This window comes from uncultured Campylobacter sp., from assembly GCF_938030145.1.
In the GTDB taxonomy this organism is placed as follows: domain Bacteria; phylum Campylobacterota; class Campylobacteria; order Campylobacterales; family Campylobacteraceae; genus Campylobacter_B.
This window is the reverse complement of the sequence record NZ_CALHGM010000007.1, coordinates 56,893-77,305: the sequence shown is the minus strand read 5'-3', so window position 1 is coordinate 77,305 and position 20,413 is coordinate 56,893. Positions and strand designations below refer to the sequence as shown.

The following is a 20,413-nucleotide window of genomic DNA, read 5'->3' as shown; positions in this document are numbered from 1 at the left end:
GTGCTGATCTTTCGCAAGCACAGCGAAAATTTTATGAAATTTATCGAAAAAATGGGCGGCGGCGTGAAAATTCTATACGTCGGCGAGCTAGGCATCGGCGAGATGCTGCAAATCAAAGAGCTACTGCAAAACGGCGAGCATATCGCAGTAATGGGCGATCGCATGCCAGTGGGCTCGGATAAATTTCAAAGCGAGGATTTTTTAGGGTGCAGCGCGAACTTCCCGATCGGCAGCTATCTGCTCGCTAAAATTTTGGACGCGCCGCTATTTAGCCTATGGTGCTACGAGGGACGCAGCGGCCACGAGCTGCGGCTGCAGCCGCTGCCTGCGCCGCTAAAGAGCCGCGATAAGGCGCGATCGGTCGCGCTAGCGCTTAAAAGCCACGTGCGGCAGCTAGAGCTTTATGCCAAAGAATTTCCTTCTCAATGGTATAATTTCTTTGATTTTTGGGCGCAAGGGAAAAACGCGAGCGATGTGGAGCGCGACGACGCGCAAAATTTGGGCGAGACGGGTTCAAACGCTGCGTCAAATTTAAATGGCGCAGCGGATTTAAATGACACGACGAGTTCAAATACGGCGCCAAATTTAAAAAGTACGGCGAGTTCGGATACTGCGCTAAATTTAGATAATTCAAATTTAGCCGCCGCAAAATCCGCCTCGCAAGACGAAAAATTTCATAGCGGAGAGAGGAATGAAAGAGTATAAATTTCGCGCCAGATTTTACGACGCCGATCCGATGGGCGTGATGTGGCACGGCAACTACGTAAAGCTCTGCGAAGACGCTAGATGCGAGTTTTGGCGCGACGCGGGCTACACATATATGCAGATGAGAGATGATGGATTTATATATCCCATTATCAAAATGGAGTTTAAATTTATCGCGCCGATACTTTTTGACGACGAGGTTGCGGTGAGCATTGAGCTGCTTGAGTGCGATACGATCATAAAATTTTCCTACCGCATCAAAAGCCCATCCGGCGCGCTCCTAGCCAAGGCAACCACGTCGCAAGCTGCGGTGGAACTTGATTCCAAAAGGACGCTGTATGAGATACCGCCGCAGCTAAGGGCGTGCGCGGATAAAATTTTAGCGGGGAAAAATTCCGCGAGTAAAATTTCATCGGCAGATAAAATTTCATCGGCAAGCAAAGCCGCGCCCGAGCAAGAGCGCTCTCAAAATGCCGCGGCAAATGAAATTTTGCCTAGCGATAACGAGCAATGAAATTTAGCGAGCATAAAATTTAAAGGACTACGATGAAAATTTTGGCTTTATTTTTGGCGATTTTGGGACTTGCTAGCGCGCTTGAAGTGAGTGATCTGGCGCTTAAGACCGACAATATCGGCGGTAAATTTAGCGAAACGCTCAGCATCGAGGGCTTTGCCGAGCCCGTGCGAAGCAGCGGCGAGTTTAGGATCAAGGGCGGCGAGCTGTTTTGGACGACGCTAAAGCCGGTGCGAAGCGAGCTAAAAATCGGCGCGGACGGCGTCTTTGAGCGCAGCGGCGAAGCGTGGGTCAAAAGCGCCGATTCGCTTTTTGATAAGGACACCTTTTTGGCGATCTCGCGCCTGGACGTAGCGCGACTTAGCAAAAATTTCTCGATCGCGCTAAGCGGCAGTAAAGATGCGTGGCGCGCCGAGCTAAGCCCCAAAGGGATGCTGCAAAATATCTTTAAAAATATCGTGATCGAGGGCGGCGCCTACGTCAGAGTGCTGCGGATCAATAGCGCTAACGGCGACGTGAGCGAAAACGTATTTTCGAGCGTCGTGAGCCTAGATGAGTAAGAGCGCGATCCTAGCGGCATTCGGCGCGATTTTTATCGCGCTTTGCGCCTTTATAGCGCTAAATTTAAACCGCGTAAATTCCGATTTTTACGAGCTAAGTGGTATTGAAATTTCTGGCGAGCAGAAACAGAGCGTCGAGAATTTCAACCGCGAGATCGCGCGACAAATAGTCGTCACAAGCGCGGAGAGGGCGAGCTTTGACGCATTCATTGCAGATATGCAAAAAAGCGGGCTTTTTGAAAGCATAATTTACGAGGTCAAAGACGCTAGCGTGTATCAGAGCGAGCTTGCGCGCTTTGCGCCCGCGATGCTAGACGATGCGAGCGTGGAGCTTTTGAAAAGCGATCCGCAGGCCTTTTTTGAGCGTAGCGCGCGTGAGCTTTATTCAAAATTTCGTCCGCTTAGCCTCTCGCAGGACTTTTTCTCGCTTAGCCTTCACTCGCGCCTCGGCGCTCGCGGCGCGATCAGACTTGATCCTGCGCAGAACCGCTTCATCGCGATCATTGACGGCGCGCCGCACTACCTCGCTACGGCCAAACTCGCTCCGAAAGCAAACGACGACGCGCTTAGCGCGCTTGTGCGCGAGGCGCAAAAGAGAGAAATTTTAATCTCCGGCACCGCCCTTTTTAGCGCGATGGGCAAAAGCGCAGGCGTGCGCGAAAGCTCCGTCGCGGGTGCCGTATCGCTTAGCCTGTGCGCAGCGCTGCTGCTGGCTGCATTTTCGCGCGCACGGATCTTCTGCCTGCTGCTGCCCGCGCTTTTCGGGCTTGCCTGCGGCGTAGCGGCTACGATGGCGATCCGCGGCTCGATCCACATCCTAAGCGCCGTAGTTTCGACGAGCCTAATCGGGCTGATGCTGGATTACGCGGTGCACTGGCTGGGCGCAAACATCTCGCGCCGCATCGAAGCTCGCTCGATAAAAAGTATGCGAAACATCCTGCTTCTAGGGTTTTTCATCACCGCGGGAGGCTACTTCGTATTTTTATTCAGCCCGTTTTTTCTGCTCAAAGAGATCGCGATCTTTGCCATAGCCGCACTTGCGGGGGCATTTTGCTTTAGTTACTTCGCCCTGCCGCTGCTTCTTGAAGGAGCGGAATTTCGCCCCGCTACGGCTTTTGCAAAAGCTCTTGAACTCTACGCAAAGGCGCTTTGCAAGATAAACCTAAGCCTCAAAGCGCTCATTCTCGTTTGCGCAGCGCTGCTTGCGTTTTTGTATTTTAAAATGGAGCTTAAGGACGACGTCAGCGAATACGCGAGCTTGGATAAAAATCTTATCGCGATGAGCGCCAAGCTCGCAAGCATCGGAGGCTCCAGCTTCGATCTGATCGTGGGCAATGACGCGGGCGCGGTAGCCAAAGAGCTCGTAGCGCGCGGTCTTGCAGACTCATATACGGGCGCGCCGATTTTGGATCCCGCTACGCAGAGCTTTATCAAACAGGCCTTTGCAAACTACGATAGAAGCGCATTTTTACATCTCGGGCTTAGCCGCGAGCTCGTGGATGCAAACTTTGCCAAGATCGCGGATGCACCTATTTTAAGCTACGAGCAGGCTAGAAGCTCCGTCCTTTTTGCCGCGATGCCGAGCATTGATCCGCATATCGCTTTTTTGCGCGGCGTGCGCGATAAAGCAGCCGTAAGCGAGCTTGCCACGCAGATGGGCGCGCTGCATCTAAACATGCGAAGCGCCATAAGCGAGGCGTTTTCACAGATCAAAATCAACGCCTTGTATCTAAAATGCGCCGCATACGCGCTCGCGCTCGCGCTGCTGTGGGCGTTTTTCGGCGCGCGGACGGCGTGGCTGATCGTCATCTGCGTTTTTGCGACAAATTTGGCCGTGCTTGCCCTGCTTAGCGCATTCGGCGTAAGCGTGAATATATTTGCGATCTTTGCACTGATCCTCTCGGGCGCCGTGGGGATAGACTATATGATCTTTGCAAACAACGACAAAATGGCGCTTAGCGATAAAATTTTCGGCATCACGCTCGCGTCTTTAACCAGCATAATCTCTTTTTTTACGCTCTCTTTCAGCTCCACCAAGGCCGTGGCGCTGTTTGGGCTCTGCGTCAGCCTCAACATCGCGCTAGCGGCGATCTTGGCGCAAGTTTTGGCGGCAAGCAAGAAAAGCTAATCAAGCGGGAGCCGAAAGTACTAAATAGACGCTATTTGCGTCGCTTGCAGATAAAATTTTATAAAAGAGCGCGCCGCGAGATAAAATTTAGTCTGCATATGCAAGATAAAATTTAACCGATTAGAGCGCAAGATAAAATTTGAGATGAAATTTCGGCTAAGCAAGCTGCAAACCGGAATTTAAAAAACAAGGTTGCGGGATAAATTTTAAAAGTCGGTTTTGACACGGCGCCTTGCAGTTATTAAATTTAAACCTATGCAGTGCATTTTTAAATTTAAACCCTTGCGGCGCGTTATTAAATTTAAATCTGCGCGCCGCAGACCGCCCTACACGTCGCTTTTGCCCGCTTTTATCATCTTTATAAATTCCTTTGCGAGCTTAGAGGGCTTTTTATACACAACCGAAAACGACACGTCCAAAAGCGGCTCATCCGCGACGTCAAAGAGCGTAATGTAGTCCTTTTGCGTCTCAAAAATGTACCGCGCGAAGCTGAAGCTCACGCAAAGCCCCGCCGCGACCATCGCGTTAGCCACGTACAGATATGAGGTGTCGCAGAAAATTTGAGGCGTAAAGCCCGCGTTTTCAAAGATCTTTTTGAAGTTCGACTCGCTTTTTAAAATTTTACTGCTGATTGCAAATTTATCGGATTTGAACTCGCTAAGTGCGATCTTGGGGTATCTCTCGGTAGAATTTATACTCGTTCGCGAAACAGCGGGATGAGAGGAGCAGACGCTTAGAAGCAGCCTGCGCTTTTTTATAAACTCGCACTCAAGCCCCTCCGCGAAAAGCTCGCCGAAGTGCGCAGCATAGACGATGTCAAGCTCGCCGCTTTTTAGCATCTCGATGAGCGCAGGCTCGGAGTGAGCGTGCACGACCCTGATGTCGGCTTTGGAAAACCTGCTATAAAACATCGCGATGATCTTTTCGATAAATTTAAAGCTGGTCGAGGTCGCGCCGATTACGAGCTTGCCCGTCTTGATAGACGAAAGCCCGCGGATTTCGTTATTTAGCTCCTTATTGAGCCTAAGCATATTTTTCGCTCTGGCGATGTAAATTTCGCCCGCGTATGTAAGCTCAAGGCCGTTTTTTCTATCGAAAATTTCGATCCCGAGCTCCTTTTCTAAAAGCATAATGCTCTTTGAAAGCGACGGCTGCGCGATTCCAAGCTCGCTCGCCGCTTTTGTAAAGCTTTTAAGCTCCGAAATTTTTACCGCAAATTCCATATGTCGCAGGCTCATTTTTTGCCCCTTCGGTTGAAATTTTATAGCCTTTAGCTATTAAATTATATACCAAATAACATTTGACTTACATAAAGATTTAATATAAAATTACGACATTAATCTTTAAGATTAAAAAATCTCTAAGTAAAGGGGCAAAATATGCAGAGACGCGACATACTGAAAATGGGTATGGTAGGAGCCGGTGCACTCGCACTTAGCGCGGTGAATGCGCAAGCAAGTGCTGTGGACGCAAAGGACGTCAAATTTGACGAAGAGTGGGATGTAATCATCATCGGTAGCGGCTTTGCTGGACTTGCGGCGGGCTTAAAAGCAGCCGAGAAAGGCAACAAAGTCTTGATTCTAGAAAAGATGGGTCGTATCGGCGGAAACTCAGTCATCAACGGCGGCGGTATGAGCGTACCGATGAACCCCGTACAGGAAAAAACGGGCGTTAAAGACAGCAAAGAGCTATTTGTGAACGACTGCCTAAAGGCGGGCCTTGGCATCAACCACCCCGAGCTTTTGGGCACCCTAGCCGATCGCGGCTTGGATGCGTTTAAATTCCTCGTCGATAGCGGCGTGCAATTTAAGATGGATCACTGCGCGCACTTCGGGGGGCACAGCGTCGCGCGCTCGATGCTAACGACGAATGATAGCGGCTCTGGCTACATCCAGCCGATGCTTGAAAAATTTGAAGCGCTAAAAGATAAGGGCTGCGAGCTTCGCCGCCGCGCAAAATTTGATGATTTCGTAATGGACGAAGATCGCGTGGCGGGCGTCGTGATCCGCGAGGAGTATAAATTTGATCCAAATCTCTACAGCGACGATCTTGAAAATACCAGCGGCACCAAAAAGACGCTCAAAGCCAAAAAAGGCGTAGTACTTGCAGCTGGCGGATTTTGCCGCGATAAAATTTTCCGCAAGCTTCAAGATCCGCGCATCCCTGATGACGTCGATAGTACAAATCACGCGGGAGCTACCGCGGGCGTGCTACTAAAAGCCTTTGAGATCGGCGCGTATCCGGTGCAAGTAGACTGGATCCAGTTCGGTCCGTGGGCAAGCCCCGATGAGAAGGGCTTCGGCACCGCTCCGATCCTAACTCAGCAAGGCACCTTTAAATACGGTATCGCCGTGGACGTTCGCACGGGTAAGCGCTTTATGAACGAACTTGCAGATCGCAAGACTCGCGCGGACGCGGAGTTTAAAATTTTGCGCGAGGATCCGAAAGCCTATCCGATAACCTTCGCCGACACCAAAATGGCGTTTAAAGACCTAAGCGAAGAGGTTGTTTCTAAAGGCATGGCAAGCGGCAAGCTAGTAGGCGAATGCGCGAGCCTAGATGAGATCGCTAGCAAATACGGCGTGCCTGCGGATGCCTTAAAAGAGAGCGTCAAAAAATACAACGAAGGCGTTAAGGCTAAAAAAGACGAGTTTGGCAAGCAAGAAAGCGCACTTAGCGAGATCAACGAAGCGGGACCTTTCTACGTCATCCGTCTCTCGCCGAAACCTCACCACACTATGGGCGGCCTAAAAATCAACACCAAAGCCGAGGTCTTATCATCTAAGACGAATAAACCGATCCCCGGGCTTTGGGCTGCAGGCGAGATCACCGGCGGTACTCACGGAGCCAGCCGCTTAGGCACCGTTGCGATCACCGACTGCATAGTTTTCGGAATGATCGCAGGCGAGCAAATCGCTTAGCTAGGTCTGAGCGTAAGCTCTTTAAAGCCTTGCCAGTAGCGAAAGCGGGTCGGCAAGGCAGTTTTCTAAAAGGTTGTAAATGAAAAATTTCAGTTTTACGGCGCTGTTTCTGTGCTGTATCATCGCGACTTTGTTCGGCGCGCCGAGTGCTAACGACGCCAACGCCACGGACATAGTCGTTTCAGATGAGCTTCGGGCAAAATACAAAATCAAACCTCATCACGAGCATTTGTCATTTGACTGCGTCGATTGCCACATAAATCAAGGAAGCGATCCGTCTAAATTTAAAAGCATCGGCGATAAAGGCTGTATCAGCTGCCACGGCGACAAAAAGCAGCTCGCTTTGAGGCTTAAATTTATGGATACGCTTAAGGCTAATCCGCATAACTCCGTCCACGACGGTCCTACGCTATACTGCGACGAATGCCACAACGAGCACAAGGCATCTACGAATATGTGTACCGAATGCCACGAGCACGAAGTGCCGCAATGGATGGGGGTGACGCCATGAGAATTTCTAAAAAATTACTAGCGCTTATCATCTTAATAAGCGGTATTATAGGGTTTTTCGTCGTCGTGCCGGTGCACTACGCGCTTGAGCAAACAAGCACCGATAAATTCTGCGACGTATGCCACGAGATGGATCCGATGGTGATCGCTTATCAAGACGACGTCCACTCGGGCAAGGGCAAAACGGGCGTCAAAGCTAAATGCGTCGACTGCCACCTGCCGCACGACAATATCGTAAAATACGTCTATCAAAAGGCCAAAAACGGCGTGTTAGAGGGCTACTCGCACTTCTTTGACGAGCCTGAAAAATACGACTGGAATAAAAGGCGCGAAAACCGCGAGCACTATGTGTTTGACAACGGCTGCACAAGCTGCCACGCCACCGTGATCGACAGCAAGATCACCTCCGAGCAGGCGCAGCGCATGCACGCGCACTATAAAAAGCTCTTGGGAACAGATAAGGAGCTTAAATGCGCGAGCTGCCACGTAAGCGCAGGGCATGGCATCGGGCTTCGCAACTACCTAGAGTACTGGCGACCGACGTATAAAATTTACGAAAAGAAGATGATGCAGGAGAAGATCAAGGCGAAGAAGGAATTTTTCGGCGACGAATACAAACCGAGCGCCGAAGAGCAGGCCTTTATGGACGCTTCTAGCGCGAAGAAATAACGCCGCTTGAAATCCTAGAATTTCTAAATTTTAAAATTCCGCCGAGGTTTAGCTGAGACCTTGACGGGATTTTTGAAATTTTGGCGAGGTTTTTGTAAAATTTTTATTAAATTTTATCGACTTTTAGATTTAAAATTTACCCGAATTCTCGATTTAAAATTTCATCTATCAGACTATATTTAAACCAACCGCCCGCAACTTAAGTTTATACGCTTCTTACTCGCCAGGTCGTAAACGAAAAGTATCCACAAAAACCCTTACAATTGCATCTCTATGAGCCTTACTATAGTACTAACTTAAAATTTCATACTCACGTTATGAGAGCATAAGGCTAGCATAAATTATCGAGGGTATAATCGAATTAAAATTTTAGGAGGAAGCGATGGCGTTTGTAGCGGAATATATTTCAAAAGAGGACTTGGAGAAATATGATATTATAAACATTATAAATACATGCTGCCGCAAGTATAATGAAGAAGAATACTCGGATTATTTAATTGATCAACTCTACTGGGTGATTGATAGGCAAAGAGACGTTTGGCTAATATCTGTCGTTAATTTACATTTGCCAGATCATAGAGACGGATGGAGCGGGGAACGGATCTGGGTTTTGCACTATGATGATCAAGATATTGAGCTTGATTTAAGAGATATAAACAATAAAAATACTAGCACAAAAATTACGGACAACCCTTTTAAAATCTTATATGAATTAAAGTCTATAAAAACCCATACTTATGGTATATCAAGGGATGAGATAGTTAAAATTTTAAAAGACGCATTAGAAGAGTATAGGGGCGGTGCAAGTTTAAATAAATTTGTCCCGAAAGAAAATATTCAAGTAACTTTCGTATCAAAAGATCTAAAACGCTAGAAAGGTATATTTCTTGTAATTATAAGGAAATTTCTAAAATTCTTATAAATTTAAAATTCCTATAAAGCGCGCAGAATAAAATCCTCGTCAAAATTTCAACGCCCAAGCTTTATTTAAATTTCGGTACGTCAAGCTCTGCGGCGAAATTTTAGAGATAAATTTTACCTCCGTTTCATTTAAAATTTAAGAGCATGTTTAAATTTAAGGAGCTAGGATGAAACATTTATCAAGCGCGAGCCCGCTTGATAATGCAGATGAGAAAGAGTAAATTTTTCGGATTTAAACGCCCTTTTTGCGTCATATACAAGGCAAAATAATGCAGATGAGAAAGAGCGGAAAATACTCCCGCTCTTTAAAACTTTAGTTGGCGCTTAGATCAAATTTATACGCAGCCTGCAACCATATCTCGTTCTCGTCGAACTTTCTATTTACGCCGCTAGCGTAGTGGTCGCTTCTCTCAAGCGCAGTGTAGGTTACGCCCAAGCTTAGCCCCTTAACGGCCTTAGGAGCGTAGTTTGCCGTTACCGTCCAGCCCTCTACGTCCATGCTGGTGCCGACCTTCTGGCCCGCAGCCCCGCTAGCATTGATATTATTCGTGCCGCCTACTCTGTCTTGATCGCCTTTTACGTAGTGCAGTGCGGTTTTGAAGCCATCTAGGCCAATAGCGCCGAAGTTATAATCAAGCACGATCTTGTGCGTATCCATACCCGCATATCCTGTGAATACGAACGGACCTCTAATAGGCAGCGCGGTGTATGATCCCGGGCCGTTGCCGACGCCCAAAATAACGGCATCGTCGTCGCTAACGGTCGTATAGGCATACGATAGACCGAATCCGAAAAACTCGCTAACCGAGACTCTTGCGCCGAACATATCGCCGTCAAGCCTTCTTGGCTCCAGCCCTCCGTCTACGCGCGAGCCTTTGTAATTAAGATCAAATCCTAGCTTTAAAATCTCGCCTACCGGCACTTTTACATTCGCCTCGGCAAGATACAAGCTAACGTCGCCGTCTTTTAATGCGTTAGCAGGTTTTACATCTGTTACCGCTGCGTAAGCGCCGGTTAAAGTGGTATAAGGCAAGGATTTATTTTGAACATATGCAGAGAAGATATTTTCAAATTTTACGGCGACCGGACCGGTCATATTACCTAGAATCACCCTATTTTTAAATAAAGGAGCCTTTCCTTCGCCTGCCGGAGCACCCATAGCGGTTTTGCTCCTTCCTTGGAATTTATAAAACCATCCGCCCCACAAGGTAGTATCGGGGATATCTTTATTAGATATCGCCACGCCCTCGAAAGCTTCTTTAAACGCCCTCGTATAGTTGCCTGCTACCAGCGGAGTAACGACATATTGTCTACCCGCCTTTATATCGGTATTTCCTATGCCGTATCCTAGGTATAATTCCGATAATACCGCACCTTTAGTATACCACTCCTTATCGTAGGCGGTCTTATTGCTTGAGCCTACGTGATACGGCATCAACCAGCCCTGTCCGGTAAGCCCTATTCTAAAGCCGTAAAGAGGATCGGTGACATATCCGAGCTCAAGACCCACGCCGAATGCCTCGTAGTCGTTATCGCCCGTAGCGGCTTCGCCTCTATTATCTACGGTTTTACTGGCGTAAGTGGTCTTTACCGTTCCGCCAAACTTACCGTTAGTGATCGCATCGGCTACGCTATCTGCCGCGCTTAGCGAGGATACAGCGAATGCGCAAACCGCCGCAGCTAAACTTAGTTTGATGAGTTTCATTCGTAATCTCCTTTCATAAAGATTTACAAATATTTATAAAATGAATTATATCAAACAATCTCGCTGTTTGCGATAAAAAAGGGGGAAATTAAAAATAAAATTACGCAACTTTGTAAAGATTAAATTAATGAGTGGCGGAATTTATAGCCCGATTTATGATTTCATGCTTTGGCGAATATTTTCGGCTTGCGCCCCGACCTCGACTCGCGGATAAAAGCGATCGAAACCTTAAAATTTTCAAAACGTCAAACCGAGCCGCCGAATAAAATTTTTACCGAAATCAAAGAGTGAAATTCCGCCGCTTTTAAATTTTAAAATTTAGAAAGCGCAGTGAAGTTTGCGAGCTGAAATTTCTTTTTAAATTTCAAGTGCGGCTCCATAGATTTATACAGCCTATGCAGCCGCGCGGAATATTTAGGTAGCGGATCGAAGCTCTAAATTTAGATAATTTACAGAGCCTTTGCGATCAGCTCGTTTATGTTTTTGATAAACTCGCTCGGATTTTCCAGCTCCTGCCCCTCGCTAAGGCGCGCCAGATCGTAGATTATCTCGGCTACTTGCGGCAGCATCAGTTTATCGGCCTGCAGCTTTTTGATGATCTCGTGATCGGCATTGATCTCCAAAATCGGCTTTACGGGCGGCAGATTGCGGTTTCCCATCTGCTTAAGCAGCTGCTGCGTCGCAAAATCGGGATCATTCTCGTCAAAAACAAGGCAGGAAAGCGAGCCGCTTAGACGCGATGAAATTTTAACGTCCTTGACGCGTTCGCCTAAAATTTCTTTGATCTTTGCGGCGATCTCTTTGGCTTGTGGCGTCGCGGCATCGTCGCTCGCAGCCTCCTGCTTGATCGAAGTCGCGTTTTTAACCGGCATCTTATCAAACTCAAAAACGCCGGGCATCACGATCGTATCGATTTCATCGTCGCAGAGCAGCACCTCCGTGCCTTCGGCGTTAAATTTTTCGATCAGAGGCGAGCTTTTAAGCATCGCAGCGCTGTTTCCCGCGATATAATAGATCTCTTTTTGATCCTCTTTCATTTTTTCCTTATACTCGCTAAGCGTGATGAGGCCGTCTCGCAGGTTTGATTTAAAAAGACAAAGCTTTAAAATTTCCTCTTTGTTTGCGCCGAAGCCGTAAAGTCCCTCTTTCAAAACTTTGCCGAATAATTCGTAAAATTTTATGTATTTTTCCCGATCGTCCTGCAAAAGTTTCTGTAGCTCGGATAGAATTTTTTTGACGCTCTGTTCGCGGACGTAGGCTAGAATTCGATTTTCTTGCAGAATTTCGCGGCTTACGTTTAGCGGCAGATCCTCGACGTCCATTATGCCGCGTACGAAGCGCAGATAGCTAGGCAGCAGCTCTTTGGCGTCGTCGGTGATGAAAACGCGCTTGACGTAGAGCTTCACGCCGCTTTGATAATCGACGCGGTATAGATCAAAGGGCTCGCTGCTCGGCACGTAAAAAAGCGTCGTGTATTCGTGCGTGCCCTCGGCCTTTTTATGGATGTAAAACAGCGGATCGCCGCTATCGTGGCTGATCTGCTTGTAAAATTCATTGTAATCGCTCGGCTTTAGGCTGTTTTTTGGCAGCTGCCAAAGCGCGCTCGCGCGGTTGATCTGGACGTTTTTGATTTCGCTATGCCCCTGCTCGCCCTCTTTTTGCGCAGGCACGTATTCTTCTTTATCCATAAAGATCGGATAGGGGATGTGGTTGGAGTATTTTTTGATGATGCCTTCTAGCCTATATTCGTCCAAAAGCTCCTCATCTTTCATATGCAGGATTATCGTCGTGCCGAAGTCCTCTTTCTCCGCCTTTTCGACCATGTAGTTGCTGGCATCGCTGCTCCATTTAAAGGCGTCCTGCGAGAGCGGCTTGCGGCTGATCACCTCGATGCGGTCTGCGACCATAAACGCCGAATAAAACCCGACGCCGAACTGTCCGATGAGGTTGCTGTCCTTCGCCGCATCGCCGCTAAGGCTCGCCATAAAACCCTTGGTGCCGCTGCGCGCGATAGTGCCTAGATTGCTCTCGAGCTCGGCCTCGTCCATGCCGATGCCGTTGTCGCCGATGCTTAGCGTTTTGGCCTCTTTGTCGATCTTTATATCGATGCGCGGCACATACGAAAGCGCCTTGTAATCGTCGTTCGTAAGGCTTAGGTAGTTTAATTTATCCAGCGCGTCGCTTGCGTTTGAGATAAGCTCGCGCAGGAAAATCTCCTTGTTTGAATAAAGCGAATGGATCATCAAATTTAGCAGATCATTCACTTCGGTCTTAAATTTTTTCTTTGCCATTATGTAGTCCTTTTTAAAAATTTTGGCAGATTATATCATGGAGTGCTAATCTTGTCAAGAGTAGAATAAATAAACTTGATATGAATCCTATCAAGTTTTGGAAATTTACGCGCGCCCGAAGTATATGAAATTTAAACCCGGCTGCGGATTATACAGCGAGAACCGATCCGAATTTAACGGCGCATCTGCGCTAAATTTACAAATTCTTTTTAGTCGTCGTTTTTTGAAAAATTCAAAACAAAATGATATAATTCCTCTCGATTCCGATGCGATTTTTATGATAAAAACGGACGTTTGACTAAAACAAAATTTATCGAGCAAAAAAAAGGATTTCATTTGAATAACGAAGAAATTATACAACGCATAAATGAGCTGAGAGAAAAGCGAGGCAAAAATTTAAAAAGCCCAAATGAAAATGTCTGCGAGACAGATGCTAATGCGGATCTAAATACGGATGCCGCCGTAAATTTGACTGAAAAATCAGGCGCAGGTTCGGCTACAAATTTAAGCCAAAAACCGAGCCCTAAGCCCTCCGTCACTACTTTAAGGGGTGGGCAATCGATCAAAGACGCAGATCTCCACACTCCGCACAAAAATCGCTCTACGCCGAAAATACTCCCTCTCATCATCGTATGTATAGTCGCAGTTTTTATAGCGATAAAAGCGCCTTTCCGCACAGAAATTTTGAACGAAACCCGAATTCCTATCAATCAAGCAAACGAAGACGCAAATAAAAATCCTAAAGAAATTTCTATTCGCACCAAAGACGGCACTTTAAAAATGAAAAATCCTGTAAGATTTCGCGAAGATTGCGACGGCGGAGACGGCGATGCCTGCGCCGTGCTTTCGAGCCTTCTGCTACTAAATGGTGAAATTTCGCAAGAAGGCGCCAAAGATCTGCTTAAAAAAGGCTGCTACGAGCTTAACGGCGGCGAAAGTTGCACGAGACTCGCAGGCTACGAGGATAGAGATTCGCAAGAGGGCAGAAAATTGTACAAAAAAGCATGCAAACTCGGCAATGGCGAAGGCTGCTTTATTTTCGGTTACGTCGCGTATTTTGACGACGATGACAAAGAAGCGGGTACGCGATACTTTGAGCGATCGTGTGAGTTACGATTTGCGGAGGCGTGCTATTTTTTAGTGGGAATTTATTCAAATGATCCGGCAAAATCGCAAAGATATCAGGCTCTGTTTGAAAAATATCAACAAGAAAACGATGATGCAATAATCAGCTTTAGACGCAGATAATTTTACGACTCAATGCACTTTTGCGCGGCTTCGTTTGCAAGCTTAAATTTGCGCAAATCAAAAGATGTCCTTTGTTCGGCAAGCATACAAATTTCAAATTTTTATTCAAACCGAAGCGCCGCGTCAAATTTAGACAAACATAAAAAGCAAAATTTAATCGGTTTAATAAATTTAAAGCCTCGCGCAGAGATCGCCTTAAATTTACGCAAACTCATGCTATCCGCGCCCTTTTAAATTTTACTCATTACGTCGTCGATTATCGCTTGCGCGCCGTTTTTATCAGCTAGCTCAAGCAGTCCTTTGCTCGCTCGTGCCACGTCGAAGCTCTCAATCAAGCCCAAGATCCGCTCGCCGCTTGCGTCCTGCTGACGCACGATTTCGCAAAGTCCGCGCTCTTTAAGAAATTTCGCGTTATAAAACTGATGATCCGCCGCCGCGAATGGAAACGGTACGAATATCGCGGGCAGGCCATTTGCGCAGAGCTCCCACAGCGTACTAGCGCCGCTGCGCCCGACGCAAAGATCGGCGCTTGCGATGAGCTCGTGCATATTTTTGCAAAAGCCCACGAGCTGTACATCCAGACCCTGCTGTGCGTAGATCTGCGAGATGCGCTCAAACTCGCGCTCGCCGCACTGATGGATAACGCCGTAGCCGAGGCCCAAAAGCTTAGGCGCAAGCTCCACGGCAAGCGAGTTGATAAAGCTTGCTCCCTGCGAGCCGCCCAAAAAGATGACCGTATTAAGCGTCGTGCGCGGCCACGCCGTCTCGAAAAAATGCTCTGCGATCGGATAGGCGAACGCGGGCTTTTCATAGGAGCTGTAAAACGCGCGCGCAAAGGGCCTTAGCAGGCGGTTGAGCCTCCCGCAAACAGCATTTTGCTCGTGGATAAAAAACGGCACGCGAGAAAGGATCGCCGCGATGGATGCGGGCGCCGAGCTGTATCCGCCCACGCTGATGAGCGCGCGGACGCCGTTTTGCTTTAAAATTTTACGCGCCGCAAGCGAGAGGCGCAGGATATTTAGCAGCGAGGCTAGCTTGGCAAAGCCCTTTTTATCGACGACGCCCGAGCTTTGCAAAAAATAGGTATGCGCGAAAAGCTCGCTATTTTCAAACCACGCGCGATCCTGCCCGCGGTTTGAGCCGATAAAGATCGCCCTGATACCCTGCTTCGCAAGATGAGCGGCTAAATTTTTAGCGATTATCAGATGCCCGCCGGTGCCGCCGCCGCTGATTGCTATGACCATACTTTTCCTTTAAATTTATAAAATTTTGCGCTTAAATTTGAGTCTCGGCGCGCTTCGCTTAAAATTTTAAGCGCAAAATTCGGCTCTAAATTTACGCCTAAATTTAAACAGCGCTCGCCCAAAGCCCGCAGAAGCTTTAAAATTTTGCTCTTTTCGACGCCATCAAAACGAGCCCCACCGCAAACGACGCCGCGAGCAGGTGGCTGCCGCCGTAGCTTAGAAACGGCACGGCGATACCCTTAACCGGCGAGATCGATGTAATGCCGTAGGAGTTGATGATAAACGAAAAGAAAAACATAAAGCCGATACCCAGGCAAAAGAGGAAATTTACGTTACTCGGCGACTTGCTCGCGGTCTGAAAGATGCGAAATAGCATCGCATAAAATAGCGCCACGATGAGCAAAATCCCGATAAATCCCCACTCCTCGGCGATGCCTGCGAGCACGAAGTCGGTATGCACCTCGCTCAGATAGCCTAGCTTAAAACTTCCAAGCCCAAGCCCCTGCCCGAAAAACTCGCCGTTGTTTATCGCATTTAGCGAGTGTCCGACCTGATACGGCGCGCTAGCGTCCTCTATACGCAGCCCTGCAGCTGTTTCGGGCGACATAAACGACAGCACGAAATCCTGCACGCCGCCCCACCACGAGCGCACGCGATCGACCCTGTGCGCGCTCGTGACGATAAAAACGTAAGCAAGTCCCAAAATCCCCATAAAGCTAAAGCCGATGAGCTTGAAGCTCGTACCCGCGAAAAGCGACATAAAAATCATCGTAAGCCCCAGTACCGCGACCTGCCCTAGATCGTTTTGCACGATGGCGACCAGGATTACGACAAAGCCGAAAAGCGCTACGTAAGGAAGCAGCGTCGCGATCTCGCGCCCGATGCTTTTTTTGGAGTGATCGAGTTTGCGCGAGAAGCTCCACGCCAAAAAGTAGATGAAGCCCACCTTGAAAAATTCCACCGGCGCGAGGTTAAAAAACGGCAGCCTGATCCAGCGCGCCGCGCCGTTGACGTCGGCGACCAAGGACTTGGGCAAAAAGCCCATCGCGAGCATCAAAATCCCCATGATCGCAAAAAGCGACATGCACACCGGCGTTAGGCATTTATCGGGATCGGCGCGCGAGACGATCCACATCACCGCGATGCACGCGATCCCTACCGCGCACTGACGATAAAAAAAATGCAGTGGCGTAGCACCCAGCAGAAGCACCGTATATGAGCTCAACGACAGCGAAAATATCATGCCGATCGTAATGAGCGCGCAGGTGAAGTAATATAGCCATTTATCGGTTCTCAATCATCTCTCCGTTTTAAAATTTATTCGCATTTATGTGCGCCGTGCACGCTTCGTCTGCCGCGCGAGCTCAAACCTCGCATCGCGCCCGTGCCGCACGGCGCCGATCGTGGCACCGCCTTTTAAAAAGCGTACGGCACGACCACATATTGTCTTTTGGCACGCAGCACGATCGTGCATCTTTGGCGCACGGCGCACATTCTATTTTTCGCACATAAGGCGGCTTTGCGGCATGCGGTGCGGGATAGCACGCCACAACAAGTATAATCTTGCGTTATCCCGCAAGCGTGCATTGCACACATTCTATTTCTTCTAGCGCGCCGCGACGACTTTCGACGCACGCTGCCGCGCCGTAGAGCGCAACCTCGCACTATCTTTTAATACACAGGCGGGTGCATTTTACTCTGGCACACGATAGCACGGTCGCAAACCGCAACCGTGCAAAATCGCACACGAGTAGCGCGCGGTAGCTGCAAAATTTTACGCCACAACATCATCACAAACACGCTCGCGTGCCGATCAATTTTTAGTGCGCGGGCGATGTAAAACGCGCCGCATCTTACAATACAGCCGCACTGCAAAATATGACTTCGCTGCAAAGTACGTTTATACCGCAAATGCAACTGCACTACGAAACATGCCGGCACAAAACACCACGCACCAAACAGCTTTGTCGTGCCGTCCACGATCCATCGGTTTTTGGCGTGTGCCATGGGTGCTCGCACTGCAAATTAGCCGCTACGAACGACCGCAATACTTCGCTACCAGCCCTTCAGCGTGCGGCGAACTTTTCACTCATGTACTCGCTCGACGCAAGCTAGACCTCCGGTAGCTTCTCCCGCTCGCGCAACTTCGAATGCTTCATACCGGCAAGGCGCGATTTAAAATTCAGGTTCGCTGCGGTAAATTTAAAATTTCAAAATTCTAAAGCCCAAAAGGAGCGAAATTTTGAAATTTTAAATTCTGCCGACCTTTGTAAATTTATAAAATTTAAAATCGCAAAATTTTTAGCGCTCAATTTTTAAATTTTAAAGCCTGCCCTATTTATGCTTACTTGCGTTTTAAAATTCCGCAGTTCAAATTTAGCGCCAAGAGCACAGCGCACATTAACTTGCGCCTTATAAAATTTAGACAGCGCGCACGCCGTAAACGCAAGCTGCAAAACGCGCTGTTCATACCCACCGAGCACTACTTTTAAAACGCCTCCCGCGCTGCAAGAGGCTTCGATCGCATCCGCGCATCCCGTATAAACCGTCCGCCTTGTCATAGCCACAGAGGCACAAGCGCGAGCTGCGGAACGCGCAAATTTTAAAATTTAAAATCCGCTATGCAGATCAAAAAAATTTTAAAATTCCACCACTTCAAATCCAATAAATTTAAAAATTTTACCGACGCAGATCGATTAAATTTTAAAAATTCTGGCACCTATAAATCCAATAAATTTCAAAATTTCGCCGCTTAAATTTCATCGAAATTTTAAAGCTTACTTGATTATATCGCGCTGACCTTTAGCGTTGATCTCGCTTAAAACGCCCATCTGTTCGAGCTGCTCGATGATCGTCGCGGCGCGGTTGTATCCGATACGTAAGCGGCGCTGCAGGTAGCTGATCGAGGTCTTCTCCTCCTCCAAAACGATCGCCTTAGCCTCGTCGTAAAGCTCGTCAAGCACGATATTTTGCGGATTGATTATGCCGCCTTCTTGCTTGGCGCCCTCGTTTTCGATCAAAAATCGCTCGTCATAAACGACGCTTTCTTGCGCCTTTAAAAATTCTGTGATCTTGTTGATCTCATCCTCGGTCGTAAACGGTGCGTGCAGGCGGATGAGGCCCGGCGCGGTAGGCGGCGTAAAGAGCATATCGCCCCGCCCAAGCAGGCTGTCCGCGCCCATTTGATCTAAAATCACCTTGCTATCGACCTTCGAACCCACTCGGAAGCTGATGCGGCTAGGCAAATTCGCCTTTATCAGCCCCGTGACGACATCCACACTAGGGCGCTGCGTCGCTACGATGAGATGGATGCCGCTGGCGCGCGCCATCTGCGCCAGACGCGCGATGTAGTGCTCCACGTCCTTGCCGCTCGTCATCATCAGATCCGCGAGCTCGTCGATTATAACGACGATGTAAGGCAAAATTTCGCCGCCCTCGCGCATCATCTTTTCGTTGTAGTTGTCGATGTTTTTCGTCCTGTTTTGTGCCATGAGCGAGTAGCGCTGCTCCATCTCTGAAACGAGATTACTTAGCGCGATGATCGCCTGCTTAGGCTGCGTGATTACGGGCGTTAGCAGGTGTGGGATGTCGTTGTAGATGCTAAACTCAAGCATCTTCGGATCGATCATTATAAGCCGCAGGCTCTTGGGCGAGTTGCGATACAAAAGGCTAAGCAGCATAGCGTTGATGCCCACGCTCTTGCCGCTTCCGGTGGTGCCTGCAATGAGAAGGTGCGGCAGCTTTTTAAGATCGGTGACGAAAGGCTGCCCCACGATGTCCTTGCCAAGCACGATGGTAAGCGGACTGGAGGCGCTTTTAAACACGTCGCTTTCTAAAATTTCACGCAGATAGATCGTATCGATATTTTGATTCGGAATCTCGATGCCTACGACATCTTTGCCAGGAACCGGCGCCTGGATGCGAATGGTCTGCGCCCTAAGAGCCATCGCAAGATCGTCTTGCAGCGTTAGAATTTTACTTACCTTAATGTGCGCGGCAGGGCGAAACTCAAATGTCGTAACGACCGGACCTGAGTAGGTCCGCACCACGTCGCCGTCGATCTTGAATTTACGCAGTTTATCGAGCAGGTCATAAATTTTACGATCGATCTCGCTCTCGTCGATGCTACTTTTCTTTTTCGGCGGCAGGTTTAAAAAATCAAGCGGCGGCAGCTTAAAATCCTTGGGCTTAGCCACCCTGCCCTTGTCGAGCTGATCCAAAAGCCTTTTATTTTCGGCGACCTCGCTTAGGCGCTCGACCCTTTTTAGTCTGCTCGGCTTTCCCTTTTGCGGCATTTTAAGCTCGCGTTCAGCGGAAGCCTGCAGACCATGCGCGTCACCGAAATTCTGCTCATTTTCAGGCTCGCGAGTATCGTTTAAATTTTGTAAATTTTGCCCGCTTTCAAAACCGCGTCCGCTTGCGCCCTGCTCCGCAAAATTACCCTGTTTCGCCGAATTGTCCTCTGTGCTCAAAGTGTCATTCGAAGCGTTAAAATTTTCTGCACCTCTCAATCCTTGCGCAGACGAATGCCTTGCGAGCCCGCCCCTTTGTGCTGCATCCGCGTCGCTAGCAAAATCATTCCCAATTTCATCCTGCGAGCTTTCATATCTTGAGCCAATAAAGCAGTTTTTGATGATGTCGGTAAAGCGATCTTCAAATATAAGCACTAGCGAAAGCACAAAAATCGTAATATTAAAAATCCACACGCCGACGCTTCCGATCATTCGCCTAAGCCCATCCACTGCAAAGCTGCCGACTGCTCCGCCGCTAGCACCAAAGAGACTCGACTGCACCATCAAAATGGTAAAAAACAGCAAAATCGCGCCGATGCTAAACTCAAAAAATCTAAAGTCAAAACCGCGAAAATGCTTATAGGCTACGTATGCTAAGGCGAGCAAAAATAGCGGATAGATGTATGCAAAATAGCCGAATAGCTGAGTATTAAACGAGCGGATGGCATTGCCTGCACTGCCTACAAGCGCGGAATCGGGCGCGAT

At 48.4% G+C, this 20,413-nt stretch carries 15 protein-coding genes and 1 pseudogene; 9 read left to right on the top strand and 7 right to left on the bottom strand.

What is annotated here, in order from left to right; genetic code table 11:
* From Q0323_RS01240 to Q0323_RS01225, 4 genes and pseudogenes are all read left to right on the top strand, one after another.
* Positions 1-705 (top strand): annotated as a pseudogene (locus tag Q0323_RS01240) (hypothetical protein); the annotation flags it as partial.
* Positions 692-1,219 (top strand): thioesterase family protein, encoded by a 528-nt coding sequence (locus Q0323_RS01235; RefSeq protein ID WP_298050680.1) that lies wholly within the window; start codon positions 692-694, stop codon positions 1,217-1,219. The pseudogene Q0323_RS01240 and the gene Q0323_RS01235, both read left to right, overlap by 14 nt.
* A gap of 32 nt (positions 1,220-1,251) precedes the next feature.
* Positions 1,252-1,779, top strand: coding sequence for an outer membrane lipoprotein carrier protein LolA (locus Q0323_RS01230; protein WP_298050678.1), 528 nt, complete (start codon positions 1,252-1,254; stop codon positions 1,777-1,779).
* The gene (locus Q0323_RS01225; RefSeq protein WP_298050676.1) at positions 1,772-3,907 is read left to right on the top strand and encodes a hypothetical protein; all 2,136 of its coding nucleotides are present in this window, start codon (positions 1,772-1,774) and stop codon (positions 3,905-3,907) included. Before Q0323_RS01230 ends, Q0323_RS01225 begins: the two co-directional genes overlap by 8 nt.
* A gap of 326 nt (positions 3,908-4,233) precedes the next feature.
* On the opposite strand, the gene Q0323_RS01220 is transcribed toward Q0323_RS01225, so the two are convergent.
* Positions 4,234-5,145, bottom strand: coding sequence for a LysR family transcriptional regulator (locus tag Q0323_RS01220; RefSeq protein WP_298050675.1), 912 nt, complete (start codon positions 5,143-5,145; stop codon positions 4,234-4,236).
* Positions 5,146-5,286: 141 nt separating this feature from the next.
* Between Q0323_RS01220 and Q0323_RS01215 the strand changes: the two genes are divergently transcribed.
* The 4 genes from Q0323_RS01215 to Q0323_RS01200 all read left to right on the top strand — a co-directional run bounded on the left by Q0323_RS01215 (position 5,287) and on the right by Q0323_RS01200 (position 8,881).
* A complete protein-coding gene (locus Q0323_RS01215) occupies positions 5,287-6,828 on the top strand; it encodes a flavocytochrome c (RefSeq protein ID WP_298050674.1) in 1,542 nt (513 codons plus the stop codon).
* Positions 6,829-6,907: 79 nt separating this feature from the next.
* On the top strand, positions 6,908-7,339 hold the full coding sequence (locus tag Q0323_RS01210; protein ID WP_297942288.1) for a cytochrome c3 family protein: 432 nt from the start codon (positions 6,908-6,910) through the stop codon (positions 7,337-7,339).
* A complete protein-coding gene (locus Q0323_RS01205; protein ID WP_298050682.1) occupies positions 7,336-8,007 on the top strand; it encodes a NapC/NirT family cytochrome c in 672 nt (223 codons plus the stop codon). Before Q0323_RS01210 ends, Q0323_RS01205 begins: the two co-directional genes overlap by 4 nt.
* Before the next feature lie 382 nt (positions 8,008-8,389).
* A complete protein-coding gene (locus tag Q0323_RS01200) occupies positions 8,390-8,881 on the top strand; it encodes a hypothetical protein (RefSeq protein ID WP_297951180.1) in 492 nt (163 codons plus the stop codon).
* Between the two features lie 360 nt (positions 8,882-9,241).
* On the opposite strand, the gene Q0323_RS01195 is transcribed toward Q0323_RS01200, so the two are convergent.
* Positions 9,242-10,633, bottom strand: coding sequence for an OprD family outer membrane porin (locus Q0323_RS01195; protein WP_298050673.1), 1,392 nt, complete (start codon positions 10,631-10,633; stop codon positions 9,242-9,244).
* Positions 10,634-11,082: 449 nt separating this feature from the next.
* Complete coding sequence (htpG, locus tag Q0323_RS01190; protein ID WP_298050672.1) at positions 11,083-12,924, bottom strand: molecular chaperone HtpG; 1,842 nt, start codon at positions 12,922-12,924, stop codon at positions 11,083-11,085.
* Between the two features lie 336 nt (positions 12,925-13,260).
* Between htpG and Q0323_RS01185 the strand changes: the two genes are divergently transcribed.
* On the top strand, positions 13,261-14,172 hold the full coding sequence (locus Q0323_RS01185; RefSeq protein ID WP_298050671.1) for a hypothetical protein: 912 nt from the start codon (positions 13,261-13,263) through the stop codon (positions 14,170-14,172).
* A gap of 230 nt (positions 14,173-14,402) precedes the next feature.
* Here Q0323_RS01185 and murG read toward each other — a convergent pair whose 3' ends face one another.
* The 4 genes from murG to Q0323_RS01165 all read right to left on the bottom strand — a co-directional run bounded on the left by murG (position 14,403) and on the right by Q0323_RS01165 (position 20,413).
* Positions 14,403-15,416: an undecaprenyldiphospho-muramoylpentapeptide beta-N-acetylglucosaminyltransferase gene (gene murG, locus Q0323_RS01180; protein WP_298050669.1), complete on the bottom strand. Its 1,014-nt coding sequence runs from the start codon at positions 15,414-15,416 to the stop codon at positions 14,403-14,405.
* Between the two features lie 136 nt (positions 15,417-15,552).
* Positions 15,553-16,713 carry an FtsW/RodA/SpoVE family cell cycle protein gene (locus Q0323_RS01175; protein ID WP_297904610.1) on the bottom strand — a complete coding sequence of 387 codons (1,161 nt, stop codon included), beginning with the start codon at positions 16,711-16,713 and terminating at the stop codon, positions 15,553-15,555.
* 1,018 nt (positions 16,714-17,731) lie between these two features.
* Positions 17,732-17,977, bottom strand: coding sequence for a hypothetical protein (locus Q0323_RS01170; RefSeq protein WP_297951166.1), 246 nt, complete (start codon positions 17,975-17,977; stop codon positions 17,732-17,734).
* A gap of 216 nt (positions 17,978-18,193) precedes the next feature.
* Positions 18,194-20,413: a DNA translocase FtsK gene (locus Q0323_RS01165; RefSeq protein WP_298050681.1), complete on the bottom strand. Its 2,220-nt coding sequence runs from the start codon at positions 20,411-20,413 to the stop codon at positions 18,194-18,196.